This is a genomic window from Lysinibacillus sp. 10T31 (assembly GCF_056394365.1).
In genome coordinates, this window is sequence record NZ_JBFTHS010000027.1 from 24039 (window position 1) to 50866 (window position 26828).

The 26828-nt window shown below is 35.6% G+C and carries 35 protein-coding genes and 5 pseudogenes; 2 read left to right on the forward strand and 38 right to left on the reverse strand.

What is annotated here, in order from left to right; all coding sequences use genetic code 11:
• Positions 1 to 4: 4 nt before the first annotated feature.
• Together AC1DCY_RS16265 and AC1DCY_RS16270 are read right to left on the reverse strand one after the other, a co-directional pair.
• Positions 5 to 1543 (reverse strand): phage baseplate assembly protein V, encoded by a 1539-nt coding sequence (locus AC1DCY_RS16265; protein WP_477351773.1) that lies wholly within the window; start codon positions 1541 to 1543, stop codon positions 5 to 7.
• Complete coding sequence (locus tag AC1DCY_RS16270) at positions 1540 to 2184, reverse strand: hypothetical protein (RefSeq protein ID WP_477351775.1); 645 nt, start codon at positions 2182 to 2184, stop codon at positions 1540 to 1542. Before AC1DCY_RS16270 ends, AC1DCY_RS16265 begins: the two co-directional genes overlap by 4 nt.
• A 416-nt stretch (positions 2185 to 2600) precedes the next feature.
• On the opposite strand from AC1DCY_RS16270, the pseudogene AC1DCY_RS16275 reads away from it, so the two are divergent.
• A pseudogene (locus AC1DCY_RS16275) lies at positions 2601 to 2936 on the forward strand (IS1595 family transposase); the annotation flags it as partial.
• Between the two features lie 166 nt (positions 2937 to 3102).
• Positions 3103 to 3765: a hypothetical protein gene (locus AC1DCY_RS16280; RefSeq protein ID WP_477351777.1), complete on the forward strand. Its 663-nt coding sequence runs from the start codon at positions 3103 to 3105 to the stop codon at positions 3763 to 3765.
• A 357-nt stretch (positions 3766 to 4122) separates the two neighbouring features.
• Here the strand turns inward: AC1DCY_RS16280 and AC1DCY_RS16285 are convergent, their stop codons facing one another.
• From AC1DCY_RS16285 to AC1DCY_RS16460, 36 genes and pseudogenes are all read right to left on the reverse strand, one after another.
• Positions 4123 to 4536, reverse strand: a complete 414-nt coding sequence (locus AC1DCY_RS16285) for a hypothetical protein (protein WP_477351779.1) — start codon at positions 4534 to 4536, stop codon at positions 4123 to 4125.
• A gap of 353 nt (positions 4537 to 4889) precedes the next feature.
• Positions 4890 to 5255, reverse strand: a complete 366-nt coding sequence (locus AC1DCY_RS16290; RefSeq protein WP_477351781.1) for an SMI1/KNR4 family protein — start codon at positions 5253 to 5255, stop codon at positions 4890 to 4892.
• A complete protein-coding gene (locus AC1DCY_RS16295; protein WP_477351783.1) occupies positions 5252 to 5824 on the reverse strand; it encodes a pentapeptide repeat-containing protein in 573 nt (190 codons plus the stop codon). Before AC1DCY_RS16295 ends, AC1DCY_RS16290 begins: the two co-directional genes overlap by 4 nt.
• Positions 5825 to 6255: 431 nt before the next feature.
• Complete coding sequence (locus tag AC1DCY_RS16300; protein ID WP_477351785.1) at positions 6256 to 6699, reverse strand: hypothetical protein; 444 nt, start codon at positions 6697 to 6699, stop codon at positions 6256 to 6258.
• A gap of 18 nt (positions 6700 to 6717) precedes the next feature.
• On the reverse strand, positions 6718 to 6918 hold the full coding sequence (locus AC1DCY_RS16305; protein ID WP_477351787.1) for a hypothetical protein: 201 nt from the start codon (positions 6916 to 6918) through the stop codon (positions 6718 to 6720).
• The gene (locus AC1DCY_RS16310) at positions 6918 to 7103 is read right to left on the reverse strand and encodes a hypothetical protein (RefSeq protein WP_477351789.1); all 186 of its coding nucleotides are present in this window, start codon (positions 7101 to 7103) and stop codon (positions 6918 to 6920) included. The genes AC1DCY_RS16305 and AC1DCY_RS16310 overlap by 1 nt, the downstream gene beginning before the upstream one ends.
• A 153-nt stretch (positions 7104 to 7256) precedes the next feature.
• Positions 7257 to 7433 carry a hypothetical protein gene (locus AC1DCY_RS16315; protein ID WP_477351790.1) on the reverse strand — a complete coding sequence of 59 codons (177 nt, stop codon included), beginning with the start codon at positions 7431 to 7433 and terminating at the stop codon, positions 7257 to 7259.
• Positions 7421 to 7777: a hypothetical protein gene (locus AC1DCY_RS16320; protein WP_477351792.1), complete on the reverse strand. Its 357-nt coding sequence runs from the start codon at positions 7775 to 7777 to the stop codon at positions 7421 to 7423. The genes AC1DCY_RS16315 and AC1DCY_RS16320 overlap by 13 nt, the downstream gene beginning before the upstream one ends.
• A gap of 325 nt (positions 7778 to 8102) precedes the next feature.
• Complete coding sequence (locus tag AC1DCY_RS16325) at positions 8103 to 8405, reverse strand: hypothetical protein (RefSeq protein WP_477351794.1); 303 nt, start codon at positions 8403 to 8405, stop codon at positions 8103 to 8105.
• A gap of 159 nt (positions 8406 to 8564) precedes the next feature.
• On the reverse strand, positions 8565 to 8693 hold the full coding sequence (locus AC1DCY_RS16330; RefSeq protein ID WP_477351796.1) for a hypothetical protein: 129 nt from the start codon (positions 8691 to 8693) through the stop codon (positions 8565 to 8567).
• 39 nt (positions 8694 to 8732) lie between these two features.
• Positions 8733 to 8807: pseudogene (locus AC1DCY_RS16335) on the reverse strand (hypothetical protein); the annotation flags it as partial.
• 15 nt (positions 8808 to 8822) lie between these two features.
• Positions 8823 to 9134 carry a pentapeptide repeat-containing protein gene (locus AC1DCY_RS16340; protein ID WP_477351798.1) on the reverse strand — a complete coding sequence of 104 codons (312 nt, stop codon included), beginning with the start codon at positions 9132 to 9134 and terminating at the stop codon, positions 8823 to 8825.
• 246 nt (positions 9135 to 9380) lie between these two features.
• Entirely contained in the window at positions 9381 to 10073 is a 693-nt protein-coding gene (locus AC1DCY_RS16345) for an Imm3 family immunity protein (protein ID WP_477351800.1), read from the reverse strand.
• The gene (locus tag AC1DCY_RS16350; protein ID WP_477351802.1) at positions 10063 to 10236 is read right to left on the reverse strand and encodes a hypothetical protein; all 174 of its coding nucleotides are present in this window, start codon (positions 10234 to 10236) and stop codon (positions 10063 to 10065) included. Before AC1DCY_RS16350 ends, AC1DCY_RS16345 begins: the two co-directional genes overlap by 11 nt.
• A gap of 382 nt (positions 10237 to 10618) precedes the next feature.
• Entirely contained in the window at positions 10619 to 10843 is a 225-nt protein-coding gene (locus AC1DCY_RS16355) for a hypothetical protein (protein WP_477351804.1), read from the reverse strand.
• A 462-nt stretch (positions 10844 to 11305) separates the two neighbouring features.
• Positions 11306 to 12100 (reverse strand): hypothetical protein, encoded by a 795-nt coding sequence (locus AC1DCY_RS16360; protein ID WP_477351874.1) that lies wholly within the window; start codon positions 12098 to 12100, stop codon positions 11306 to 11308.
• Complete coding sequence (locus tag AC1DCY_RS16365) at positions 12039 to 12875, reverse strand: pre-toxin TG domain-containing protein (protein ID WP_477351806.1); 837 nt, start codon at positions 12873 to 12875, stop codon at positions 12039 to 12041. Before AC1DCY_RS16365 ends, AC1DCY_RS16360 begins: the two co-directional genes overlap by 62 nt.
• Before the next feature lie 254 nt (positions 12876 to 13129).
• A complete protein-coding gene (locus AC1DCY_RS16370; protein ID WP_477351808.1) occupies positions 13130 to 13420 on the reverse strand; it encodes a hypothetical protein in 291 nt (96 codons plus the stop codon).
• The gene (locus tag AC1DCY_RS16375; protein WP_477351810.1) at positions 13420 to 13758 is read right to left on the reverse strand and encodes a hypothetical protein; all 339 of its coding nucleotides are present in this window, start codon (positions 13756 to 13758) and stop codon (positions 13420 to 13422) included. Before AC1DCY_RS16375 ends, AC1DCY_RS16370 begins: the two co-directional genes overlap by 1 nt.
• A gap of 42 nt (positions 13759 to 13800) precedes the next feature.
• Entirely contained in the window at positions 13801 to 14088 is a 288-nt protein-coding gene (locus AC1DCY_RS16380) for a phage baseplate assembly protein V (RefSeq protein WP_477351866.1), read from the reverse strand.
• Positions 14089 to 14588: 500 nt separating this feature from the next.
• Entirely contained in the window at positions 14589 to 15083 is a 495-nt protein-coding gene (locus AC1DCY_RS16385) for an immunity protein YezG family protein (RefSeq protein ID WP_477351812.1), read from the reverse strand.
• 5 nt (positions 15084 to 15088) lie between these two features.
• Positions 15089 to 16075: a DNA/RNA non-specific endonuclease gene (locus AC1DCY_RS16390; protein ID WP_477351813.1), complete on the reverse strand. Its 987-nt coding sequence runs from the start codon at positions 16073 to 16075 to the stop codon at positions 15089 to 15091.
• A gap of 70 nt (positions 16076 to 16145) precedes the next feature.
• Complete coding sequence (locus tag AC1DCY_RS16395; RefSeq protein ID WP_477351815.1) at positions 16146 to 16292, reverse strand: hypothetical protein; 147 nt, start codon at positions 16290 to 16292, stop codon at positions 16146 to 16148.
• Positions 16293 to 16374: 82 nt separating this feature from the next.
• Positions 16375 to 17100 carry a phage baseplate assembly protein V gene (locus AC1DCY_RS16400; RefSeq protein WP_477351817.1) on the reverse strand — a complete coding sequence of 242 codons (726 nt, stop codon included), beginning with the start codon at positions 17098 to 17100 and terminating at the stop codon, positions 16375 to 16377.
• 155 nt (positions 17101 to 17255) lie between these two features.
• Positions 17256 to 17720, reverse strand: coding sequence for an SMI1/KNR4 family protein (locus AC1DCY_RS16405; protein WP_477351819.1), 465 nt, complete (start codon positions 17718 to 17720; stop codon positions 17256 to 17258).
• A gap of 2 nt (positions 17721 to 17722) precedes the next feature.
• Positions 17723 to 18823 (reverse strand): deaminase domain-containing protein, encoded by a 1101-nt coding sequence (locus AC1DCY_RS16410; RefSeq protein WP_477351820.1) that lies wholly within the window; start codon positions 18821 to 18823, stop codon positions 17723 to 17725.
• Entirely contained in the window at positions 18823 to 19029 is a 207-nt protein-coding gene (locus AC1DCY_RS16415) for a hypothetical protein (RefSeq protein ID WP_477351822.1), read from the reverse strand. Before AC1DCY_RS16415 ends, AC1DCY_RS16410 begins: the two co-directional genes overlap by 1 nt.
• 249 nt (positions 19030 to 19278) lie before the next feature.
• Positions 19279 to 19485, reverse strand: a pseudogene (locus AC1DCY_RS16420) (phage baseplate assembly protein V); the annotation flags it as partial.
• Positions 19449 to 19938, reverse strand: a pseudogene (gene tnpA / locus AC1DCY_RS16425) (IS200/IS605 family transposase). The pseudogenes tnpA (AC1DCY_RS16425) and AC1DCY_RS16420, both read right to left, overlap by 37 nt.
• Positions 19939 to 20198: 260 nt before the next feature.
• Positions 20199 to 20668, reverse strand: a pseudogene (gene tnpA, locus AC1DCY_RS16430) (IS200/IS605 family transposase).
• Between the two features lie 204 nt (positions 20669 to 20872).
• The gene (locus AC1DCY_RS16435) at positions 20873 to 21229 is read right to left on the reverse strand and encodes a hypothetical protein (RefSeq protein ID WP_477351824.1); all 357 of its coding nucleotides are present in this window, start codon (positions 21227 to 21229) and stop codon (positions 20873 to 20875) included.
• 12 nt (positions 21230 to 21241) lie between these two features.
• Positions 21242 to 22255, reverse strand: coding sequence for a pre-toxin TG domain-containing protein (locus AC1DCY_RS16440; protein ID WP_477351826.1), 1014 nt, complete (start codon positions 22253 to 22255; stop codon positions 21242 to 21244).
• Positions 22256 to 22627: 372 nt separating this feature from the next.
• On the reverse strand, positions 22628 to 23323 hold the full coding sequence (locus tag AC1DCY_RS16445; RefSeq protein WP_477351827.1) for an Imm3 family immunity protein: 696 nt from the start codon (positions 23321 to 23323) through the stop codon (positions 22628 to 22630).
• Between the two features lie 16 nt (positions 23324 to 23339).
• Positions 23340 to 24746 carry a deaminase domain-containing protein gene (locus AC1DCY_RS16450; protein WP_477351828.1) on the reverse strand — a complete coding sequence of 469 codons (1407 nt, stop codon included), beginning with the start codon at positions 24744 to 24746 and terminating at the stop codon, positions 23340 to 23342.
• Positions 24746 to 26119 carry a contractile injection system protein, VgrG/Pvc8 family gene (locus tag AC1DCY_RS16455; protein WP_477351868.1) on the reverse strand — a complete coding sequence of 458 codons (1374 nt, stop codon included), beginning with the start codon at positions 26117 to 26119 and terminating at the stop codon, positions 24746 to 24748. The genes AC1DCY_RS16450 and AC1DCY_RS16455 overlap by 1 nt, the downstream gene beginning before the upstream one ends.
• 192 nt (positions 26120 to 26311) lie before the next feature.
• The gene (locus AC1DCY_RS16460) at positions 26312 to 26719 is read right to left on the reverse strand and encodes a DUF4280 domain-containing protein (protein WP_337989495.1); all 408 of its coding nucleotides are present in this window, start codon (positions 26717 to 26719) and stop codon (positions 26312 to 26314) included.
• Positions 26720 to 26828 lie beyond the last annotated feature (109 nt).

A 26828-nucleotide genomic window follows, 5' to 3' on the forward strand; every position in this document is an offset into this window, starting at 1 on the left:
CTCATTAATTTGCTCGTACTTCTGTTCCTTTGATCTCCATTTTGTCTTCCATCTTGATTGAACTGTCTTTACAAATCATCTCTATTTTCTCGGTCGCATTAATCATAATTTGCTTCGCATTGATGGCAACTTTATCTGTTGCTTGTAAGGTAATATTTTTATCACTTATGATGGATATCCCATTATCATCCATAAGCGAAATCATTAATCCTCCACCAGATATGACAATACGATCGGGTGCAAGTAGAATTTGTTTACCGTGCTTCGTTCTAAGTGTTTTGACATCTGGATCAGCCATTCGCGCTGGATCTTGGCGACTATCCTCTGGTGGTGCAGGTCTTGATCCGCCGCCACCTCCGCCTCCGCCACTAGCACCGGCACTTCCACCACCGCTTGGGCTAGGCGGATTCGTTGCTGCTAACATCGAACCAGATTGTGGAGGCGCTTTTGATACGGAACTAATCGCAATCCCTTCATCCTCACGATTGCCTGGGAAATAGATTCTCACGTTATCAGATAGCTCTGGCATGAAGTACCAACCTGTATTATCTTCTGATGCATAGATCGTTGAATATGGAAACCAATAAGCCGTATCTTTATCTTGACCCTCATCGAAATCGACATGAATACGAATTTTGTCCCCCGCAACATCAATTACTTTTCCTTGAATAGAGGCACCGATAATAGCTTGATTATAAGTAGTATGAACACTGAAGCCGTTCTGAGGTGTTAACGTGTAGATATGCTTGAACAAGCCATCTTTTAAAGTTGAGTAGATTTTATAGACATACAATTTTTTTGATTGGAACGTCACTTCATTGCCTATTTTGAATGGTTGAAACGATTCTACTTCATAGTACATATAGTCACTATCGGTAATACCGTCGAGATGATTTTTACTGGATACAAGGAAATTGCCGATCGCCTTTTTAACTCGATAATTGATGGCCTCCATTTTCTGTGTGCCCCCAGCTTGAAACGGTACACCGAAGTAAAACTTTGCGGCTGAATGAACCGTATCTGGCACCAGGCCTGTATGAAATCGCGATGCCATTCGTTTAAGAAACTCCCAATCTGTCTCTATATATTGCATCGTGAAACGGCCAATACTAGCACCCTTAGTGACATAATCCATGAAATCTGCACCTTTTTGATCGGCAATACATGCATTTATTAATTCACTATAGGGCATACTCGCATTTTGATAAGTTTGGTTTATCTTACTAACATCTAACACATACGTATGCGAAACTGCTTTAACCTCCAAATAATAGGTGCCCAAAACCGATTTCACTTGTACATCTAACGCCAGCCCGTTAAAAATAGGAGTAGTTTGTCCACCACTACCGATTTGCAATACTTCAATAGCCGTTTCTGCATCGGTCATATATACATAGGAATCTTCGAGTTCATCTGGAATCACGCCCGTCAAATGCAATGTAGCATGCTCATTCATTTGTTGCGTAATTTCGATTTGATCGACGCGAATATTATAGGGCATCACGATTATATCTTTATACGTTAAGGCTGTTTCCTTATTCATTCGACAACACCTTCTCCATCTAATAATTTGTTTTCAACATAGATAGATTCCATCATGCCGTAAGCAATAGGTTTCCAAATATTCATCTCTTTTTTCAAACAATTTACCGAACCCATCGTCACATTCTCGCCTACTCTAAACAAAAACATTAAATTATAAATCTTGTTATCTAGTGCTGGCGTAATGAAATCAAAATAGCCAATTTGTAGATCGTTAACTTCATTCATACCGATATCCAACATTTTTGCAGTTGGCTGCGTTTTTTGAAGGATGTTCCTCATGGCCTCTGTGAAGTCTTCTAATTCCTCTGCTTTTATCTGCTGTTCCATGATTTTCAGCGTGACATTGATGGACGTACTTTCGCTTGTATAAATATAATCGGGTCTACGACTGGAAGGATATTTAATATCCATTAATTCAGGTTCCATCACGTCAAATGTTGCAGGCATACACATACGGATTTGATCCTCATAAAAACTCACTTCTTTAAACTCAATCGTTTCATCTTCAATCATGAGCTGACCATCTTTAATCGCTTTCACAATATCAGTATGTAATAATTGGTTTTCGATGTTCTCCATTCGTTTCTTCTGCCTTGCATGTTTCGTCATCTCAATAACTTCTTCATCCATAAAATTCATTTTTTTCGCTCCTTTGTTTACATTTCTTTTATTTGTTCTATCCCAGAATCTTGTATTTTTTGCTTTCCTATTAAATAACACCGATTATTAAGACCATTTTGTTATTAATTTTATTTTTTTCAGTAATATTCCAGTATTAAATACATATATGGAAATATAACCATTAATTGGTTGTTTTTCATCATTAAATATGCTAATAAACCATAGATAAAAAGTCAACATCCATAAGTTCTATTATTTGGAATAGACAAAAAAATAATCCTGAAGATCGGGAAAATTTGAAATTTAGTAGTTAGATATACTGTGTGAGGAGAAGGATAAAATGAAACTTTAATCATTGGGGTATAGAAATGTAACTCGATCGAACTGCGAATACATTTATGATGAAGAGAGTAATTTTAAGTTGTAACCATGAGCCACGCAAACGTGGTGGTGCCGCTAAGAAACTAGGGAAATCAAAGGAACAAATATGTGTGGTCATTGCTCACGACAATGGTAGAGGAGTCCTCTCTCAAATGGAAGGCAAGGGTCGGATTAATATACAAGAAATGGACGGGTTATTAGGTCACTACATCGACACCTCAGTTTTGTTATGTACAGATTCTACAACGAACTATAAGAATTTTGCTAAAATGAAAGGGATACAACACGAAGCCATTAATGTGCGACAAGGCAAATAAGTTAGAAAAGGGATTTACCCTATTCAATACGTCAATAGTTTCCAAAGCGTGGCGACACGTTACTTGGATAATTAGAATTTCATAAAAAAATCCCAAATCAAGAAAAAGCTAAATGCTAAATTAGTGATTCTTCAAACGTGTCGTAAGGTCAATTTTTTTGACAACTAACTCTTTTAGGAAAGCTGCATAATGATAGACAGAATGTTACTTATATAAACTAGAAAGGGATTGAATAGCTATGAAAAAGATCACTTGGAATAGAGTGGAACTTTGGAAAGGGTGTATGTTGGCTTCTATCGCTCACGCAATAAACATTGCACACTTCCCAGAATTTGCTCACGAACAGTCTTGGGACGGCTTCAATTACAACGTACAGGATAGTTCTGGCACACGAGGGACAATAACATTCCATTCTAACTACCTAGTAGCCGCCTTTCGTAATGATAATAACAAAAGGGTATCAGACTATAAAAATGCTTTAGAATACTTTAAGGATGCACCCGAAGAAGTAAAAGAGTTAGCCAAAGATGAAACGCTCCAATATTTGTTAGAAGTTATTAATGGAGAGACAAGACCTATGATTACTGCTGCTTTTTGGGGAACTGGCGAGGAAATCTATTCACAAGAGGAAATTGATGAAATGATTGAAAACGGTGGCTTTCTCTTAGAAAGACAAACAATGGACATAGAAACTGCTATCGCTGAATGGCAAGAGGTTACTGAAATGACTAATGTACAAATTAACCTACTAAAGTCTATCTTCCATCGTAAGATAGACAATCCCTATAAAACCATTGTTTTAACGGCAGAGGAAATTCAAATGATTGAATCTGAAGATGAAGAAGGGTTAGCTGAAAGCAGAATTTCTTTTGAGGAAATAGGTATCAAGTGGGAAGTATAAAAATTCGGTACCTATTGGAATAAGAGGCTGTTACATAACTAAAGGGTTCCTTCATAAAGCCAAAAATCTCTAAATTAACAAACACGATAAATAGAAAAACCTAACTATTCCGAAACATTTCATGAGCTTTTCATTCGATAGTTCGGTTTTTTTGTTAGTTGAAACACTTTCGTCACAGTCTCTTACTATTATTTCAATTTGCAACAATAGTTACGTAGCTGAACATTATTAATTATACATCCATCAGTTTTTCGAAAAACCTTGAAAATTTACTTTTATTAATAACGTCTAAATCGTTACATAGAAAGGATGAAATATTCAAATTTATTATCACTTTTTCATTGCCAAAGAATTTTCTTAAGCCGAAGTCGAGTAAAATTCCTCTAAAGAAAGTGCTTCAATAGAACTACAATAAAACTCAATAAAATTATATCCATCATTTTCTCCATATCCGCTATCATCATGAACATGATATCTTTTATCACTATCCCATCCTAACTCTTTTTTATCATGGATAATTAAACTATTTGTTAAATATAGATTTGTTACTTTTTCTAAAGAAAAATTTGAAACATTGTAATATCTTTTCTTCAATTTAAAACATTGCCTTGTCTTTATTACCTCTACTTTGAAAGTAAGATCAAGTACCGTTATATAATTATCCTCATAATCTTGTTCAATATTGTATTTAATTTCAACTATTTCTTCATAAGCCCATGGGCCCAAACAACCCAACTTATCTATCATATTTTGGTAATTCTTAATATGCAACTTGAATTCTCCTCCTCTTAATCAATAAATTCAATACGATTTTCTTCTATCGGAAGGAAATGTAAAAAAGTCCCATAATATGGACTAACTCAGGATTCCTGTTCTAAAATCTGTGCCGACACCATTAAAATTTTTTTCCCATTTTCATATCAACTGCAGCAGTTATAACAGTATTACAAAATACTTATTCCTTTTTATCGTTCGAGTTGAAATAAGCTTTTCTGAAATTATCAAATAATTGTCAAGTTAAAATCATTATGTTTTTTAGACTCTTCTATCAATTGTATAGGGAAATTAAAAAATCTGATAAAGTATCACTGACTTTATTAAAATCATCTAATTCTACACTTTCATCATAAATATACCGCTGGATCGTCCCCATCATTTAGATTAAAAAACCAGAATATATATCCTTGATGCATCATGAAAATAAACTGATTATCTGTGAGCTTTTTTATGAAATTATTTTCCTCCAAAAGTTCAATAGCCCCCTCTTTTAATTCAAAAATATACTTCATGGAATAATCCGTACCAACTAAAAATTCAATTCCATTACCGGCTTTATTCATAAAATCCAAATAAGTTTTTGGAAGTGTTCGAGTTGGAGATGATTTTACTAATTTTGATATATCATCCTTACTGCAGGGATTCATCGGATAAGAGTCCTTCTCTAAGGATGTCAAGAAGTCCTCTATATTACTACTTTTATAAAAGTTCATACTAAATCTTCTCCCTTCAAAACATTATTATCTTGAGCATTTTTTAGTAACCATTGTTTAGCTTCTTCACCTACTAAAAATATTGGTTCTTCAAGTGAGCCAATATTGATGCTTTTAATAATAGCCTCTTCTAGTCCTCTTATACCTTCTAGTTTTGCTTCTTTCAACAACACTTTTTCAAATGTCGATTCGCTTATATCTGCATTTTGAAGGTTAGCATTGCGGAAATCTACATTATCAAAAAGTGCTGCTACTAATGTTGCATTCCTTAAATTTGCATTATTAAATATAGTTTCAATACAACCACTTTTAGCAAATCGTGCGTTTTGAAGATTTGTATTTGTAAAATTTGCATAAGAAACATCAGCCTTATAGAAATCAGCATTGTCTAGATTTGCGAATACAAAATTTGAAGAGCAAATAGTTGAGGAATGCATGTCTTTTTTTATCAAGTCCATACCATTAAAAATACAATCAGTAATATAAGCTTGGTGTAATGGATATTCTATTAAATCTATTTCTGTTAAATCTACTTCATCAAGAACTAATTTTTTTCCCTGTAAGCCCATAGTATCAACCCAAAATCTATGTGATTCTAAAAGCTGAACTAATTCCTCTTTATTATTAATATTAATGCTGGTTACCTCCTTTTAAGGATACCAATTAATCTTGTCTGATATTGCCACTTTCAATTGATTAATATGCTCTGTGGTCAGATTTCTATTGTCAATTATCACATTATGACCACATTCAAATTCTTTATTTTATTTTTTCCATAGTAAAAGCGCCTTTTTTGGTAAAGTATGACTATAAGGATAAGATTCCAAACTCTTTACATCCCATTTCTCCCTGTAGTAACATCAATAAATTCAGCACCTTTATTAACATTTCGATCTCTATATCAAGTTAGAGATTTTTTATATTATTGTTGGTTAGGATGAGAACTTAGAAGAGCAAGTACGGCTTAGGAGAGGTTTTTAATAGTACATAAAGTTTAGCGCTATTCGAAGATAACGCCGAAACTAACATTTTCAAAATTCAAATATGCGTTACAAATATCAGAAGTATAGTAGGATTCAAGTTCTTGGATATTTCTATTAGTAATAAACAATCCAAATCCAGATACATTATTATAATCATTTTCAAATAATTGAATTTCCGCATCGGTATCATCATTAGCAACAATTATTTCTACTTTTTGATCAATGGTCTGAATAACCTTTTCATGAACTTTAATCAACTTATCAATTTCTTTGCTAATATTTTCCTTTTTAAATTCTATGTCAATTAAATCAAAATCAGTTTCATAATATTTACGATCATCATATTTATAGCTATTTACTTCAATTACTTCAGTATATTGTTTCATAAATAAATTATAAATTACTTCAATTTCTTGTTTCTTTAATTCTTGCTCTGAGATATAGGTATTAACTAATCTCACTATTTAACAACTCCTGTCTCAATTAAATATTTGTTTACTGAATGCCTTATCTATTGAACTTTGTTTGAATACAACATCATCAGCATTGTTGACAAATTTACTCGTCTTTTGGATTTTCTTTTTTAAAGACTTGCCTGCCTTTTTAACACTCTTAGCAACAGAGATACTACCAAAGAAACTATCAACGGTTCCCCAGAAGCCTTTATCCTTCTTCGCCACTAAGCACCACCCCCACCAGGGATCATGCCCATGACGTCTAGTACGTATTCAAGGTCAGCGCCTTCTGCCGATGTATTTGACACGGACACAGGTGCTTTGATTGAACCTTCCATTGTGACAACCTGTCCCTGTATATCGGTGATACCGTCAAGGACGAAACTGCTGAAACCACATGTCAAGCGCATGGATGCTGTTACACTCATGGAAATGCTTTTCCCAGCAAAGCGTTATTTAGGTTACGAAATTAAAGTATTGATGTGAGTACACCATAATGACGAAATATTCATACGGGTATTACATCGGTTATACGTGTTATTGGTTGAATAATGGATTCATTTCTACAAACCTGTTTCATAGTCTTCTATAAAATGTGACCAGAATCCTTCAACGTCTTTCATTGCTACGGGATCAATTTGGTCAAACATCTTTTGGAGTTCATGTGCATATTTTTGTGTACTATATTCATTCCCTTGTTTCATTTTCATTGCCAATTCATTTTTTATTAAATGGAACAAAAAAATGTCCTCAAATCTTTATTTTTCATATATAAATGAGGTTCATGAAGGGATGAAGTAGTAAAAAATTCACTGCTACTTTCTTTAAAATACAATCCATATGGGTTACGCATACCGAAACTTGCAAAATGACCAATTTTAATATACTGTACGCCTTCAATTAATATTTTTTGAAAAGTATCTGATCCATAGAACATAAAATCATTATATTCCTCTGGCCCACCGATACTGACCATAAACTCAGCATTATCATGACTTACACCGAGTCTTACTAATTCATTGTAATCATAGTCTCTTATTTCAGAGTCATAGTAGTCACGAATCTCACGAATATCAATATCCACACTTTCACTTCTCCTTCTACGCTCTAAAATATTATTTTGTATTATAGGCTTTGTTCTCATGTATAAGATAATCGATAAATAAGTTCGATTGTCTTTTTTTAACAGTTATCATTTTAATGTGTCATAGCTGACCACCATTAATTATTAATCCAAATTTAATATACATCCCAACAGTTTTTCGTATAATTTTAAAAAAACTTGAAAAGCATATAGCCATTCAAGGTTTGCTTGGGAGTCATGATTAATCTTTCTTGATGTAAAACTAGTTTAAACTAAATATTTTTCCGCTTAAATTTTTGGATTCAAAAACTTTGATGTCCCAAATTTAATCCATATACTCCTCAGCGATTTGAATACTTCTCTTTAAATTTAAGTCTGGGTATCTTAGATCTAGGCGGTATAGTAGTTCAATATACTTTTTACTTTGCAAATTATATGTCACTTCTTCAAAAACCTCACTTAAAAATGAAAGTTCTGTTTTTGTACAAACTTGAAAGAAATTCAAAGTCAAGTTTTCATCTTCACTTAGTAAAACAATTAACTCTTCCCATTTTTGCTCAATTCTTGGGTCATTATCATCTAATAATGCTCGAGCACCTAAGACTGCTCTAACTTTTTTCTCAAACATTGTTATTGCTCCTCTTTAAAAAACGATTGAAACAATTCGTGCTAGCCCTTGTATTTTGCCAGATTGCTAAAACCAGTCCACAGCCCATTATGATGTAAGTTAAAACCCCCTTATTTATAGATAATTATTTAAACGTTAAATATACCCTTTACTTTAAGATTATATATTTAAACTTTTATTTTGTATCCACTCTCTAGCTTTTTCCCCCAACAAAATTATTGGATTTTCTTGAGTACCGATATTGATGCTTTTAATTAACGCCTCTTCTAAACCTTTAATACCTGCCAATGTTGTCCCTTTTAGCAAAGTCTCTTCAAATGAAGATAAACTAATGTCTACATTTTTTAAATTTGCATTTTGAAAATCAGTAAGATATAAAGAACAAGAAATTAGCTTTGAATTCCCTAGATTGGCTTTTTAAAAAATTGCTTCAGAACAATCTGTTTTAGCAAATCTTACATTTTGGGCATTTGCATTTGTAAAATCTGCGTAAGATACATCTGCTTTATAAAAATCAGCATTTACTATATTTGTATTTTTAAATGTTGATGAACATAACAATGATGAGGACATATCCATATTACATAGATTCATCCCGTCAAATTTACACTCTGTCAGAAATGCTTGGTTTAATGGATATCCTGTTAAATCGGAGCCTCGAAAATCTATTTCATCGACACCTAGCTTTTTACCTTGATCACCAATTGATTTAATCCAAACTCGGTGCAATTTTAAACGTTCTATAAGCTCTTCTTGGTTAATTATCTCTAATTGTTAGCACCGTCTTTATTTTGGATACCAAATTACTCTAACTGAAGCTCATGCATCTTTTATTGCTTCCTTTAATAGAACCACATGTTCTGAAGTTAGATCTCATGTATCAATAATTAATCACTGTTATGTATGGTTTATGGTCTCAAGATATTAGAAAATAGTTTTTAACTTATTATCTTTTAGCGAGTTAAAAAAATAATTTCATTTTAAATTAGATAAAACACTTTTAATTCGATCAGCTAACTTTTCTTGTTCATCTTCAGTCAATTGCTCATCAGATACATCTTTGATACTGAACGATTGCAACACATGTTTAACATCTTCAATACCATCCACTCCAGTTAATCCTTGGTTGTACAAATTTTCAGTAAGCGTTGTATAGATAATGAATTTTTCACTTTTTGTATTTTCACAATCTCGATCAAATCGTTGCAACACAGTAGTAACTATTGAATCAGTATTTTCATTTTCTATCAAAAAATTATTAATAAATTTTTGAACTTCTTTTATTAACTCGTCGTAATACCAACAAACTCTTGGATAATAATCTAACGGTTTTTTTTTCAGCTCTTGTAAAACGTAGTCTTTTCGATTAATTAAATCGATATATTGTTCTGAAGTTAAACTATTCTCTTGCTTAATTACTTTAAAATCCAATTCAACTAGTGACTGTTCCATATAATTCTTAAAAGTATATGGAATTTTCTCATGAGAAAGTGATATTTCTGAAATTATTGTACAAAACAGCGCTTTATCTGTTTCACTTTTTTTGGCCAACATGTCATACTCATTAAATGTTCTTGCTATTGCCTCACCTCTACTCATTTTTTCTTCTATTAACTCTTTATAATCTTCATGAATATATTCTTCATATTCTTCATAACTATAAACCATTTAAAAACCTCCTTGATAGGTGCAGGCGTACTTGTTCCTTCTTTACCTCTAATAGCTTACCTTCAATTGCTGTGCCTGACAGAGAAGGTATGTTTAGCCTTTCTTGACGAATACCTGCCTCCGACAGTAAATGATATTCATTTAGAAGAATACCTTTTTGCATACAAAAAAAGGTTCCTACTATTTTGGTAGGTGTTCAATTAGGTCTTTAAGCAGCACTTGCTCATTTACCTTGTAAACCACTTCTGCTCGGCTTATTTCATGTGCTAAATAAATTCCTTTATTCCTTGCTAATTCTAGCCGTTTATCATAAATCCTACAGTAACCCTTCCGTTTACGTTGGTCGCTTCTACCAAAATACCGTGTTGTATCAAAGTGTGTCATATTCCTCCGTGCATCTGTCGGTATTATCACTATATTTTCCAAGCCTATTTGTATATCATACCCTACATCACAGCTCACAAATTCTACTCGGCTTGCCCGCTTCCCTATCATCTCTAGTATTTCTCTGAAATGTGAGTAATGCTCTGGCCTTGTTTCAATCCTTAGGGTATGTAAATGTCCTTCTGTTTCCCTAAAGTTTTTAAAATACACTGAATGTATACATCGTCACTTTTCCGCATGTGTAATTCATATCTAGCTGTTCCACTATAAATCTTCATTTTCACTTTATATTTCTTCACTCCGACCATATAAACACGTAAAAATGCCGAATGTAGTACATCCTTATAATCTATAACAAACTTATCTATTGAAACCTCTATTTCCATCGCCTGTTCTTCCCCCTGAAAGCTAGTACTTGTATAAACTTTTACACTTAGTACACTAATTTAATAATCGTAATCTTTTCAATTTACGTATTTAAACATGCAAAAAAGCACTTGTCGCCTGTTATAGACAATCAAGTGCTTTAAGTTTATAAATTTTATAAGTTGATTAATATTTGCAAGTTTTATAAGTTATTTTAGTATTGAAAGTATGACATCTTTTTTACTACATGGTAAGTGTAACGTTTAAACCCTTTAGCTTGTTTAATCTCGTGTGTTTGTTGCTTATGCCACCCCATACAGTGGTCCTTGTAAGGTAAATTGTCATCTCGCCTATTCTCGCTCTTATTGCTTTATTATTAAAATAGCACTCCTTGATGGCTTAGCCTTCATGTGTTATTAATTCAAATACAAGGTCTTATATCCCATCCAATATCATAGAGTACAATGGTAATTTTTCCAATATTACAAATAGTCAACTACATTTACTATAGTGTCTTTTAATGCAACATAACTTAGTTCATTATAGGGCAATACTTCTTCGTAAATTTCTAAAAATGCTTTTTTTAATTCTAATTCTTCATGTTGGGTTAAATCATCGTTATCGATTTTTTCAATTAATTCAAAAAATCTACCTAGCTTTATACATAAGTTCGAATCAATATTTTCATTTGCATCGACTTGGTAAACTACATCTGGTAATAAATGATTACTAGCATTATAAATCAAAATCCCCATCATCTCGTTATTCTGTAAAAAAATAGAAAAGTCTGAGGTTATCTTTACTTCAATGGAGAGGTTTGCTCTGTCCCATTTTTCAGAATAGGATAGTAAATTATCCTCTTCAATATAGTACTCGGTAAAATCCGATAAATTACATTTGAAATTCCTTTCCTCACTTATTTTGATGTTCCCCTCTCTCTCTTCTAATAAGACTTTATCCATTTTTCCCCTTTTTACTATTATTGGTTCGTTTAACTTTATTACTGCTCCTATAAAATTCAAATCTTCCTTATTAAATAATACAGTATCTGAATCAGACCACAGCCATTCAAAACTTCCATAACTTTTATTTTTTAATTCTTCAATTTCGTCGTAATTTTTCTCTTTACCAATCCATATAATTTGACTCGATAAGTACCATCTTACATCAGTATTACTTATAATTTGTTTATTATTAATATTTATTTTCATTTTTTCATGGTAATATTTGCGTAGCAGGTGGCATGGTCCCCCCACTTGGAGTTGGAATAGTTCCATTTACAATTGAGTCATGTGTGACGGGCTTACCTGGGTCTGTGGGCTTACCACCAAAGATTGCGGCACCACTTTCTCCTCTTGCTCCATCAGGTCCATAACTTGTAATTGTATTTCCTTTTGAACTGCCTTTGCTTTCAACTATTACTACATTTCCTCCCTTCATATAAATTAGGTTCTGTGAATTATTACCTGCAACATAAACCGAATCAGGATTAGATAATATTTCCAATTCTTTTTCTTTTCCAAGTCTACCATGATAGTTACTTGCATATTTAATTTTTCCTTCATTGGCTTTTTTACTAATATCATTTGCTGATTTAGCTTGCTTTTCAAAACCTTTTGGTGTACCACCTTTATCCGTACCCTGAGGAATATCCCCTTTAGTTGATGTCGAATTTTTCGATGAATTTGCAGCTGTTTCAGCTACATTAGTCGCGTTCTTGCCTTCTGAGATTAAATCAGCGGCAATTTTCCCTCCTTTTCCGACTTTAGCAATACCACCAAAAATGATACCTGCTGCTGATATTCCTTGTTCTGTAGCACTCAATTTTTCCTTTGTAATTGGATCGTATCCTTTGTACACCTCAAAACCAGATTTAGCATTTCCGAGAAACGGGACAAAATCTGCAACTGTAGATAGTATCTTTAATATTATTCCTGGTTTCTTTTCTGGTTGTTCATAATTAATTGATACAGGACAGGATTTTTCTAAATTTATATACTTTGATTTTTGTGCTATTGATGCTGCAGCTTTACTTGTTTTTTTAGTTGCCACATTAACATCATTTTTCTTTGCTTGTACTAATGTTTTCGTTGCGGTTTTAACTGCCTTAACAGCTGCCTTTGTTGCGGTTTTAACTGCCTTAACAGTTGCTTTTGCTGCGGTTTTAACCGCCTTAACAGTTGTTTTCGCTGCGGTTTTAACCGCCTTAACAGTTGCTTTTGCTGCGGTTTTAACTGCCTTAACAGTTGTTTTTACTGCCTTTTTAACTGCCTTAACAGCTGTTTTCGCTGCCTTTTTAACTGTCTTTACAACTTTTTTACATACTTCTTGGCCTTTTTAACTGCTTTTTTTACAGCCTTTTTAAACTTCTTGACCAATTTGCTCTTGGATAAATTATTTTTTAGCTTCCTGGCTTTTGTCAAGACCTTGCCTAACTTTTTCTTGAGCTTTTTCTTTGCTTTTTTTAAGGCTTTCTTTAGTTTCTTTTTGGCCTTTTTGATTTTCTTTTTAGCCGCTTTTTTAACTTTTCCTACAACAGGGATACTGCATAAAGCACTACCTAGTGCTCCGAAGAATCCTTTACCCTTCTTCGCCATTAAGCATCACCCCCACCAATAGGAATCATGCCCATGACGTCTAGTGCGGATTCAAGGTCAGCGCCTTCTCCCGATGTATTAGATACGGTCACAGGTGCTTTGTTTGAGCCTTCCATTGTGACAACCTGTCCCTGAATATCGGTGATCCCGTCAAAAACAAGACTGCTGGAGCCACATGTTAAGCGCATGGATTCTGTTGCGCTCATAGAGATGCTTTTACCTGCAAAGGTGATCGTATCATTGGCTGTTAGTGTAAGCGGATGCTTACTATGTACTTCTACTCCGCTTCCCTGATCCAGCTTTAGGAAAATCGCACCTTCCTGTGCAGTAAACGTCACCGATTGTGGGTCTAGCTTGATGTCCTTGCCTTTTGGTGTGCCTCAGTAGGACGTTTTGGGATCAGCTGTTTTTGGGTTTGAGTCGCCGCCCTTTCGTACACTGTGGCGGACAACGGTTGCTTCCTCCCGGTGTGTCAGGAAGGCAAGATGAACGCTATCGCCTTCTTCTGGCGGGCTGTAAAAGCCACTATGTCCTTCTGCTGTATAAGGAGTAGCAAGTGAGAACCATGTGGCTTCTTCCTTTTTTTGTGCCTCATCAATGGATAGGTGCAGGCGTACTTGATCTTTTTTGACCTCTAATACCTTACCCTCAATCGCTGTGCCTGACAGTGAAGGAAGTTAGTTTTTTATAGAGGAAGGGACAACTTGTTTCAAAGAAAGTCGACTTTATCACAATGCAAAAAGAAACAGCTCATACTCACCATAAAAAAGGTTGTATGAGCTGTTTAAGGGAAAGCTTTTTAACTTGTGATATTTTTAGAAATACCAGTCTTCCTTACAAATTAATAGATATTCATATCAATTTCTCAAAAAACATTTAGTGAATTTTATAAGTAAAAAAAATCTGCTATTCATTAATTTTGAGACTTTCTATAGCTATGCGTATGAAAAACGCTATTTTACTATAATCCACTTCATTTAGTAATCACCAATCCTCCTCTAGAAATCTTGCAGAAGCTTGGGCAGTATTGTAATTATTTTTTTCTAATGTACTCCTGAACCTAAAATCAACAGAACCTTTTAACTCTTCATAAGTACTCCTAACACATATATACAAAAAATTACACCTGTAACATCACCATTTAAAAAATCATGGTGTAGAGGAAAATTCACATTTTATTTTCTTCAAATTTCTTCATTCTTTCTATTAAATCTAAATCTAAATCTAGTTTTTCATTGTCGTTACTTACATGTTTATACTCAAAATACTTAATCCTTGCCGTTGGGCCAAATTCACTTTTGTGCCAATTTGTATAATCAAAATGTACATTTAATTTACCAGTATCATTAAGTAATAATGTCACTGAAAACCAAGGTTCTTGGTCGTGATCAATAAACACATCTTGAAGTTTAACAGTTAGTTCAAATAATTTATGCAGTTCTTTATTATAAACCCTATTATCTACATCATATAATTTTGGAATAAAATGTGAAAAAACGTATTTCTCTTCATTACCTTTAGGTCTAAAAAAGAAAAAAACTCCTCCGTCCTTATCCTTAACCTCACCATTAAAATAGAAATTACTCCATTCAACAGGAACCATATCATTAACCTGCTGCGCTATTTCTTTATATAGCTTATTTAATTCTATTTCAAAACTCATCAATATCAACCACCTTTTTTATTTGCAATCTCACGAATCACTGGGAAGTCCCCTTCAATTTCGTATTCAACTCTGAATGAATCTGGTCGCGTTGAATCCCCAGAATATATCGGATTAATTTGTACAGTAACTTTTTTCGGTGGATTTTCTTTCAAAGCATTCGCCCATTCAGTCTCCATATTGAACCATTCACCACCAGAACGGTTAATCTGACTATTTTGTGGAACTAAGTTATCAATATCCTTTGGCCCTCTAAACTGTGCTCCTATTAAATGTCCACCGTCATCATCAGGTTTTCTGTATTCTCCTCCCACTGTCCTCTGTGCGTAAGCATTTCGGTCTGCTGTACCTAATAAAAGAGTTCCCTCACAATCGATAATACGTCCATTGCTATCCGTACGATAAGTATAACCATCTGGTGATTTGTATTCTACATTTGGTTTTAAAACTTTTTTTCTACCATTCTTAGTGAAATGATCACCATAATTCACCTTCTCATGAGGTGATCCTCCAGTCTCATTAGGCTTCTTAGGATCTTTACTTAGGTTAGGGTGTGTTGTATTCGTTATTATACCGTTCTTAGAATTAGGAATAGGAATGTTGTTCAAAAGACCAGTACCTTTTCTACCGAAAAGTTCCTTGACCACGCTTAATGTTGTTTTAGTTCCAAAGTATGATCGTGAATATGCATCCCCGTTGATGACATCTTTCTCAATAGAGTCTTTTACCGAATCTTTTATCGCAGTAACTGTTTGAACTGGGTGGAGAGCTAGATTCGCTACACCTTCCACTGTCCCAGCTATTGAATCATTTACATATCCAATTGGGTTGGCCACAAATTTTTTTACTTCACCGAATACTTCTTTCACTATATCTACTTTTGCATCAAACATTCCTTTTTCTATTGCCACATAGGTTTTGGCAACTTCTTTTGCAGCGGTTTTTACTACGCTTACAGCTTTGTTATAATATTGATTTGCCTTCTGGTACACTTGTTTTGACGTCCGTTGTACCCACCTACCTACCTTCTGGGAAGTGTTTTTTAACCAGAGCGTTCCCGTCTTATAAATACGCTTCCCCCGTCGGATGAGCCACCTTTTGAGCCTTCTTGCTTTTTTCCGTGCCTTTGTATAGATCTTGCCCAATTTTTTCGCAAACCTTTTTATAAATTTCCCTAGCTTTTTTCCAAATTTTTTGATTCCCTTCCACGCTCTCTTACCTACTTTAACAACTGTCCTAACGACAGGGATACTACCAAGGAAATTGCCGACTGCTTAAAAAAAGCCTTTCATTAAGCACCACCCCCACCAACAGGGATCATACCCATGACGTCTAATGCAGAGCCAAGGTCAGCTCCGTCTTCCGATTTATTGGATACAGGTGCTTTGTTGGAGCCTTCCATTCTCACAACCTGTCCTTGCATATCGGTGTTGCCATCCAAGACAAGACTACTAGTACCACAGGTTATTTGCATGGATTCTGTTGCGCTCATCGAAATGCTTTTACCTGCAAAGGTGATATCATTGGCTTTTAGTGTAAGCGGATGCTTACTATGTACTTCTACTCCGCTTCCCTGATCCAGCTTTAGGAAAACGGCGCCTTCCTTTGCGGTAAACGTCACCGATTGCGGGTCTAGCTTGATGTCCTTGCCTTTTAGTGTGCCCCAGTAGGACGTTTTGGGATCGGCTGTTTTTGGGTTAGAGTCGCCGCCCTTTCTTACACTGTGGCGGACAACGGCTGCTTCCTCCCGATGTGTCGGGAAGGCTAGATGGACGCTATCGCCTTTCTCTGGCGGGCTGTAAAAACCGCTATGTCCTTCTGCAGTATAAGGCGTAGCAAATGAGAACCATGTGGCTTCTTCCTTTTTTTGTGCCTTATCAATGGATAGGTGCAGGCGTACTTGATCCTTTTTGACCTCTAATACCTTTCCCTCAATCGCTATGCCTGACAGTGAAGGAATGTTTAGTCTTTTATATAGGAAGGGACAACTTATTTCAAAAAATGTCGACTTTGTCACAATGCAAAAATAAACAGCTCACACTTACCAATAAAATGGTTGTATGAGCTGTTTGAGTAGATGAAAAGCTTTTTTAGCTTATGATAATAACTATTGTAATGAAGCAATTATGATTTTGTGAGCTAAAAATATCCATAGTAAATTATAATAACCTTTTAATCCCTTTTTTGAAAAATATACTTATCTTTTATATACCTACGCTGTAAAAATTCTGTAAAAGTATCTGTAATCTTATAAAAACCATCTTTCTTTTTGCCTTCAGAATAAAAATAGACTGCAGGATCTTCACCCTCATCTAATTTAAAGAAACAAAACATACACCCTTGACTCATCCAAAATACAAAGTCGTTAGGAGTAAGGCTCAACTGCACGTTATTTTCTTCTAATAATTCTGCTCCCCATTCGTTTAACTCCAATAACTCGTCAATAAAACATGACTCACCTCGTAAAAAAGTATGCTCTGTTCCTCCACCCATTACTTCAAGAAACTCAATGTATGCTTCAGGAAGTTTATTATTTCCTATCAATTTTTTCACTTCATTTACTTCTTCCTTTGTACAAGGTTGCATAGGAATTTTGTCTTTTTGAAGTTGGGCAACAAATTCATTTAAATATACCATTATTATTCTCCTTTTTTTGGAATTACTTCAACACGAATTACTTCAATGTTTGGAAATTCTTTTTGGAATTGATCAACTAAATCAATACAATTATCACAATACGGACGTTCAGAAATAATTTCAATCCTTCCCTTTACATCCGGCCTATCTTTATATTCCAGCCTTAAAAACTCTACAATTTTTTGTTCAGTATGACTTGTAAACTCACTGATTGGGCCTTCATAATGATAATCCTTTGGTTGTGGGGGCATAAAGTTACCTTTATTAAAGTAATCACTATTTGTAAACTCTCCACTAACGCTTTCCAAATTTATATCCACACCGTCTATTTTACCTTTCGCCCCCGCGACATTCCTTCTTTTACCAGCATTATATTTTTCCCTTAAATTTCCAACAAGTTCAATATCTGCTTGTGTAGTTTCTCTGAAGGATCTATTTATATTATCACTCTTTGCAGGTAGGTTCGAATCTGTGATATTTACAATGGATTCTTTGAGATTTTCATTAGATTCTTTTAAATTTCCTTTTGATTCTTCCCATTTCTCCTTGAAAGATCTCCCATCATTATTTAGCCATAATCCAAGATCGTCCTTTAGTAACTTAAAATCTTTTTTTAATAACTCAGTCTCTTTTTTCCATTTTTCAAACTCTTTCTTCCATTTTTCAGACTCTACTTTCATTTCTTGCTTCAATACTTCAACTGTTTTTTTTACTTGTTCATTTACTTTCTGTTTTGTCTGCTGGTACACCTGTTTTGTCTTCTCGTACACCTGTTTTGTCTTCTGGTACACTTGTTTTGATTTCTGTTTTACCCACCTTGCTCCCTTCTGGGCAGTGTTTTTTAACCAGAGTACTCCCGCCTTCCAAGTACGCTTCCCCCATCGGATGGCCCACTTTTTGAGCTTTCTTGCTTTTTTTCGTGCCTTTGTATATAGCTTGCCAAGCTTTTTCATAAACTTTTTAAAAAATTTAAACAGTTGTTTTCCCTTTTTTTTGATGCCCTTCCACATACGCTTTCCTGTCTTTACAACTTTCTTAACGACAGGGATACTACCAAAGAAACTGCCGATTGCCCCTAAAAAGCCCTTACCCTTCTTCGCCATTAAACAGCCCCCCCACCAATAGGGATACTGCCCATGACGTCTAATGCAGAGCCAAGGTCAGCTCCATCTTCCGATTTATTGGATACAGACACAGGTGCTTTGTTGGAGCCGTCCATTCTCACAACCTGTCCTTGCATATCGGTGTTGCCATCTAAGACAAGACTACTAGTACCACAGGTTATTTGCATAGATTCTGTTGCGCTCATCGAGATGCTTTTACCTGCAAAGGTGATATCGTTGGCTTTTAGTGTAAGCGGATGCTTACTATGTACTTCTACTCCGCTTCCCTGATCCAGCTTTAGGAAAACGGCGCCTTCTTGTGCATTAAATGTGACAGCTTGTGGGTCTAGCTTGATGTCCTTGCCTTTTGGTGTGCCCCAGTAGGACGTTTTCGGATCGGCTGTTTTTGGGTTAGAGTCGCCGCCCTTTCGTACACTGTGTCGGACAATGGCTGCTTCCTCCCGGTGTGTCGGGAAGGCAAGATGAACGCTATCGCCTTCTTCTGGCGGGCTGTAAAAGCCGCTATGTCCTTCTGCTATATAAGGCGTAGCAAGTGAGAACCATGTGGCTTCTTCCTTTTTTTGTGCCTCATCAATGGATAGGTGCAGGCGCTTAAGCGGTTCACTTATTTTTTCTTTCTCTTTATTTCTTCTCCTGTGAATGGATCAATGAATTCTTTCATTGTCATTTGATCCTGAGGAATATCTTCTTGTAATTGATTTTTTCTATACTCTTGAATCACTTGAATCACTTGAATCACTTTCTTACTTCGACCGACTGAATCCACATAATACCCTCGACACCAAAATTGACGATTTCATATCGATACTTTAAATTTGCATGTCATTCAAATATCATTAAACTACTTTTTCCTTATAAATAACCCATGAATGCCGAAACACTTAACTTCGGTGGAATACTTACCAACATATGAATGTGATTCGGACATGCAGTGGCTTCGATGATTTCTACACCTTTCCTTTCACGTAATTGACTAAATATTCTGCCTATATATAACTTGATTTGACCATAAATGATTTGTCTTCTGTACTTTGGAGCGAAGACAACGTGATACTTACAATCCATTTCGTATGTGCTAAACTTTTATTATCCATTTGGGTACCCCTTTCACATGCAGTCGGTTGACCAGACCACCTTCATTGTATGATTTGTTTTTTTTTCTTGTCCATAGCTAAAAGCTTTCCGGAATCTCTCGCATAGCAAGGGGTTTTCGAAGGATACAATCAGAATCCACCAGTATAACTGGTCGTTTGCTCTGCGCGTGAAACGCTGGGGGACTGGCCCATTTCTAAAGACATTCTGAAAGGTCTGCCAACCGCACTCCGTTTCCACACAAACCGCTAAAGCGGCTTACTTATTTTTTCTTTCTCTTGATTTCTTCTCCTGTGAATGGATCAATGCTTTCATCGTCATTTGATCTTGCAAGATATCTTCCTGTAATTGATTTTTTATATACTCCTGAATCTTTTTCTTATTCCGCCCCACTGTATCTACATAGTATCCTCGACACCAGAATTGATGATTACCATATTTATACTTTAGATTAGCGTGTCGATCAAAAATCATTAAACTACTCTTCCCTTTTAAGTAGCCCATGAACGCAGATACACTTAGTTTTGGTGGAATGCTTACCAACATATGAATATGATCTGGGCACGCTGTTGCTCTCTATGATTTCTATACCTTTTCTTTCACATAATTGGCGTAATATTCTTCCTACATCTGCTTTAATTCGACCTAAATAATTTATCGTCTATACTTTGGAGCAAACACTATGTGATACTTAAAATTCCATGTTGTATGTGCTAAACTTTTATTATTCATTTTTAAAGGCACCTTTCGTACGAAGTCGGTTGAACAGACCTGACTTGATTGTACGTTTGGAGTTTTTTTTATTGTCTATAGCTAAAAGCTATCCGGACCCTCTTGCACAGCAGGGGATTTTCAACGAATACAATAAAAGCGGTTATCTTAAAGATAACCGCCAGAATTTCACCTTTTATATAAATATCTTTTAAAATCTAAAATTTATAAAATTTCTTCAATTTCTGATTTAACTCTACTTAATGTATTTTCAAGTATCTCCATATCAAATTCTCCAGCTAAATAGTATAGTTTTAACCAATAAGCATTATTGTCAAGATAAGTATCAAGTGCTTTTCTTATATTTTCTTCTGTAATCTCTTGAACGATAATCATTGGAGGCATGGCAGGAAGATATTCAATGTTTTCTCTTTTCATTAATGTCTCAAGATTCTTGGGAGTACAGACAACTAAAGTATAGGTAAAACCATCATCTAGTTCCACAAAAATATCAATATTATCATCTTTTATATTTTTTACTTGTAGTAATGAAGTTGGAAAATTAATTCTATTAATTTTCACTCATATCCCTCCTTATTCCCCATATAATTCTTTTAGAATATTAATTACAGTTTGCTCATTTTTTTTATTTGATTTACCTAAAATCTCCATCTTACCATCATTCATTCTATAAAATACCCTTGCACCATTTCTTCCACGTAAGTACGAGATATTTCCAAATAAATTCTTACTTCCTAATCCAGGATTTGTATTTCCGCTTATAAATTTTTGTATTAACTCATCTGCTTCTTGTTGAATAACTTTATCTTTACCCATTTGCTCTGCTGCTTTAACTAGTCTAGGGTCTTGTTTTAAAGATGATATTACTGATGTCGTATTTTTCGATGAATTTGCAGCTGTTTCAGCTACATTAGTCGCGTTCTTGCTTTCAGAAATTAATTCAGTGGCAACTTTCCCTCCTTTTGCTACTTTAGCAATACCACCAAGAATGATACCTGCTGTGGCTATCCCTCGATCTGTATAATCCAATTCTTTCTTTGTAATTGGATCGTATCCTTCGTACGCCTCAAAACCAGCTTTAGCATTTCCAAGAAACGGGACAAAATCTGCAATTGCAGATAGTAATGTTAATAATATTCCTGGTTTCTTTACTGATTGTTCAACAGGACAGGAGTTTTCTAAATTTATATACTTTGATTTTTGTACTATTGATGCTGCAGCTTTACTTGCTTTTTTAGTTGCCACATTAACATCATTTTTCTTTGCTTGTACTAATGTTTTCGTTGCGGTTTTAACTGCCTTAACAGCTTTTTTCGCTGCCTTTTTAACTGCTTTTTTCACAGCCTTTTTAAATCTCTTGACCAATTTGCTCTTGGATAAATTATTTTTAAGCTTCCTGGCTTTTGTCAAGACCTGTCCCTGAATATCGGTGATTCCATCAAAAACGAGACTGCTGGAGCCACATGTTAAGCGCATAGATTCTGTGGCGCTCATGGATATGCTTTTACCTGCAAAGGTGATCGTATCATTGGCTGTTAGTGTAAGCGGATGCTTACTATGTACTTCTACTCCGCTTCCCTGATCCAACTTTAGGAAAACGGCGCCTTCCTGTGCAGTAAATGTGACAGATTGTGGGTCTAGCTTGATGTCCTTGCCTTTTGGCGTACCCCAGTAGGACGTTTTTGGATCGGCTGTCTTTGGGTTGGAGTCGCCGCCCTTTCGTACACTATGGCGGACAACGGCTGCTTCCTCCCGGTGTGTCGGGAAAGCAAGATGAACGCTATTGCCTTCTTCTGGCGGGCTGTAAAAGCCGCTATGTCCTTCCGATTCTAATAATAAAAAAAGCCCATTTAACCACTGTTATGTATGGTTAATGGGCTTAAGATATTAAGAAATTATTTGTCTTATTAGAAAATAGTCTTTAACTTATTGTCTTTTAACGATTAAACCACAATAATTTCATTTTAAATTAGATAAAACACTTTTAATTCGATCAGCTAACTTTTCTTGTTCATCTTCAGTCAATTGCTCATCAGATACATCTTCGATACTGAACGATTGCAACACATGTTTAACATCTTCAATACCCTCTACTCCAGTTAACCCTTGGTTGTACAAATTTTCAGCAAGTATTGTATAGACAATGAACTTTTCACTTTTAGTATTCTTACAATCTCGTTCAAATCGTTGCAACACAGTAGTAACTATTGAATCGGTATTTTCATTTTCTAACTTAAAATTGTTAATAAATTTTTGGACCTCTTCTACTAATTCGTCGTAATACCAACAAACTCTAGGAAAATAATCTAGAGACATGTTTTTTAATTTCTGTAAAACACGTTCCTTTCTCGATGCTAAATCACTATATTGTTGTGGTGTTAATTTATTCTCTTGTTGAATTATTTTAAAATCCAATTCAGTTAGATTTTTTTCCAAATAATCCTTAAAAGAATGTAGAATTTTAACATGGGAGACTGCTATTTCTGAAAATATCACAAAAATTATTGCTTTATCTGTTTCACTTTTTTTAGCCAACATATCATAGTCATAAAAATTCCTAGCTAACGCTTCCCTCCTACTAATTTTTTCTTCCTCTATTAATTCATTATAATCTTCGTAAATATCCTCTTCATATTCATCATAACTAAAAACCATTTAAAAACCTCCTTGATTATTTTGGTGAAATAGAATTATCACTATTATGAATTACCTCGACTTCAATATTCGGATATTTTTTATTAAATTGTTGGATTACCTGATCACAACTATCACATACAACTTTTTCAGTAAATAATTTTACTTTACCCTTTGCTTCATAATTAGTTCCTATTCTCTCTGCTAAATCATTTAAAATTTTATACTCTGTATCTACATCTCTAAAAAAAGTTTCTCCTGATTTATCAGGAGCATCAATTGCTTTAAATGTTGGATTATCTGGTTTAAATGAAAACTCTTCAGCACCAGGTATATTTTTCTCGCGATCTTGAATTCTGCTATGGGCATAAAAATCTTTCTTACTAACTCCTGAAATATTTACTTCAGCATAAGCAAAGTTACCTTTTTCCTTATATCTTCTACCTAATTGTCCCCTAGCTTCTGCTACTTTATCAATAATATGTTGATCTCCTATAGGATCAATTTGTTTGGTTGGAAATTTCGCAGGAATATCTGGCGTTTTAACGTTAGGAAGCTTCCCTGTTTTTGCTAGTGAACCAAGACCTTTTGTACCAACCACAGCAGTTGCAGTGTTTATTGTTGCTTTAGTACCCCAGTATGCTTGTGAATATGCATTCCCATTGACGACATCTCTCTCAAAGGAATCTTTAATTGAATTACCTATGGTTTTTGCAGTTTCAATAGGGTGTGAAATTGCTTCCACCGTATTTTTAAATACTCCAATCGGATTAGTCACTAATTCTTTTAAATCATCATATACACCTTTCACTGCATCTACGGTTCCGTCAAACGTTCCTTTGGATTTTTGAGCTAAATTTAAGCTTGCATTGTATCCCTCTCGTAACCATTTTTCTTTAGCAGACATATCTTTAGTGATTTTTAGAGGTTCCATTTTTTCTAACGACTGATAGACTTTGACAGCTTCTTTTGTTGCCTTTTTAACTTCCTTTACAATTGTTTTGGCTGCCTTTTTAACTTCCTTAACAGCTGTTTTCACCGCTTTAACAGTTGTTTTTACTGCGGTTTTAACCGCCTTAACAGTTGTTTTGGCTGCCTTTTTAACTGCTTTAACAGCTGTTTTCGCTGCCTTTTTAACTGTCTTTACAACTTTTTTTACATACTTTTTGGCCTTTTTAACTGCTTTTTTCACAGCCTTTTTAAACCTCTTGACCAATTTGCTCTTGGATAAATTATTTTTTAGCTTCCTGGCTTTTGTCAAGACCTTGCCTAACTTTTTCTTGAGCTTTTTCTTTGCTTTTTTTAAGGCTTTCTTTAGTTTCTTTTTGGCCTTTTTGATTTTCTTTTTAACAGACTTCGCAGCTTTTTTTACTTTCTTAACGGCAGGGATACTGCCAAGGAAACTGCCAACTGCTCCGAAGAATCCTTTACCCTTCTTCGCCATTAAGCATCACCCCCACCAATAGGGATCATGCCCATGACGTCTAGTGCGGAGTCAAGGTCAGCGCCTTCTCCCGATGTATTAGACACGGTTACAGGTGCTTTGTTCGAGCCTTCCATTGTGACAACCTGTCCCTGAATATCGGTGATTCCATCAAAAACGAGACTGCTGGAGCCACATGTTAAGCGCATAGATTCTGTTGCGCTCATGGAGATGCTTTTACCTGCAAAGGTGATCGTATCATTGGTGGTTAGTGTTAGCGGATGCTTACTATGTACTTCTACTCCGCTTCCCTGATCTAACTTTAGGAAAACGGCGCCTTCCTGTGCAGTAAATGTGACAGATTGTGCGTCTAGCTTGATGTCCTTGCCTTTTGGCGTACCCCAGTAGGACGTTTTCGGATCGGCTGTCTTTGGGTTGGCGTCGCCGCTCTTTCGTACACTGTGGCGGACAACGGCTGCTTCCTCCCGGTGTGTCGGGAAGGCAAGATGAACGCTATCGCCTTCCTCTGGCGGGCTGTAAAAGCCGCTATGCCCTTCTGCAGTATAAAGCGTTGCAAGTGAGAACCATGTGGCTTCTTCCTTTTTTTGTGCCTCATCAATGGATAGGTGCAGGCATACTTGATCTTTTTTGACCTCTAATACCTTACCCTCAATCGCTGTGCCTGACAGGGACGGAATGTTTAGTCTTTCTTGACGAATGCCTGCCTCGGACAGTAGATGATATTCATATGTAAGGACACCTTGTCGCATGCGTGCTATGGATTTGGCCACAACTAGCTTCTTGTTTTGGAGTTGGACACGGTCACCAAGTGCTAATGTTTTTTTGGACTCGATTACATAGGATACTGTATTATGCTCCTCCATTGGTCGCTCAATGTCATTTTGCAGCGTATGTAAATACTTGGAACGATCCTTGGTGATTGTATAGCTAGTAGCTGACAGTTTTTCTATTCGACCTTCTGGGAGACCGAACCATAGCTTAGGCTTATCGGCATCTACTGCTGGTACAAGCACTGTTCGAAAATGCGAGGCCATGCGCTTTAGAAATTGCCAGTCCGTCTCCCTATATTGTAATATAAATTGCTTTAGAGGAGTAGCCTTTGACGCAGTGTCAATAACATCGGAGCCTGGATAGTTAGCAAGTACTTTCTTAAGCATGGCATTATACGTCATCTTGTCATGCTGGAAAGAGCGAGCATTGCGTTTACAATCTAGGGTAAATGTAGATGACACCGCCTCTAACTCAATTTGGTACACGCCTCTCACCATACGAACGGCCACTTCAGATACTTGCCCCTTAAAAAGCGGTCGCACACGCTGTCCATTGCGTTTTTGATAGAGCTCTATCCGATCTGAACTGCTGGCAATCTGCATACAGCGATCTTTCTTCTCCTCTGGGATGAATCCCGTAATTGATAACCTTGCATGGTCATTCACAGTTTGGGTCAAGCTGAGATCATGCAACGTCTGAACCTCATAGGGGGATACGAGTTCAAGCTCTCCGTATCCAATCACTTCCTCATACGTGTTCACATGAATACCCTTCTTTCCTCAGTGGATGATGACTTATTCTTGACCATCATCTTCTACCTTTATCGTCCCGCAATATATGCACATATTAGTAGATTGATTGATAAGCGCGGGAGAATTCTCAATCAACTGATCAGACTTTCCGTTAATCCATGGCATCGTGACTACTGGTGTACACGGCATCGGTTTCAAGACACCATTATTAGCCGCTGTTGCAGCTGCCACCGTAGGATTAGATAATGTTTGACATAAACCAAATGGCTGAATATTGACATAGGGCTTATAATCCATCGTGTTCATCTTTGCCTTGTCTTTTGTATAAACGCCATGGCTTACAGGCATCTTTAATATGCTTGTCTGATCGCCCTGCGAGCACGATAATTTGGCACCAGCAACTACATAACTGCGCTGCTCATCGCCTTTTGTCTGCATTTCATCTGCCATTGAAAACCACCCTTTCTATAAGAAAAGTGTGCATTCACGTCGCTTCACATTGCACACTCCAAAGCGAAAATAATACGTTACTATTTTCGCTTTGGAGAATCTTTATCAT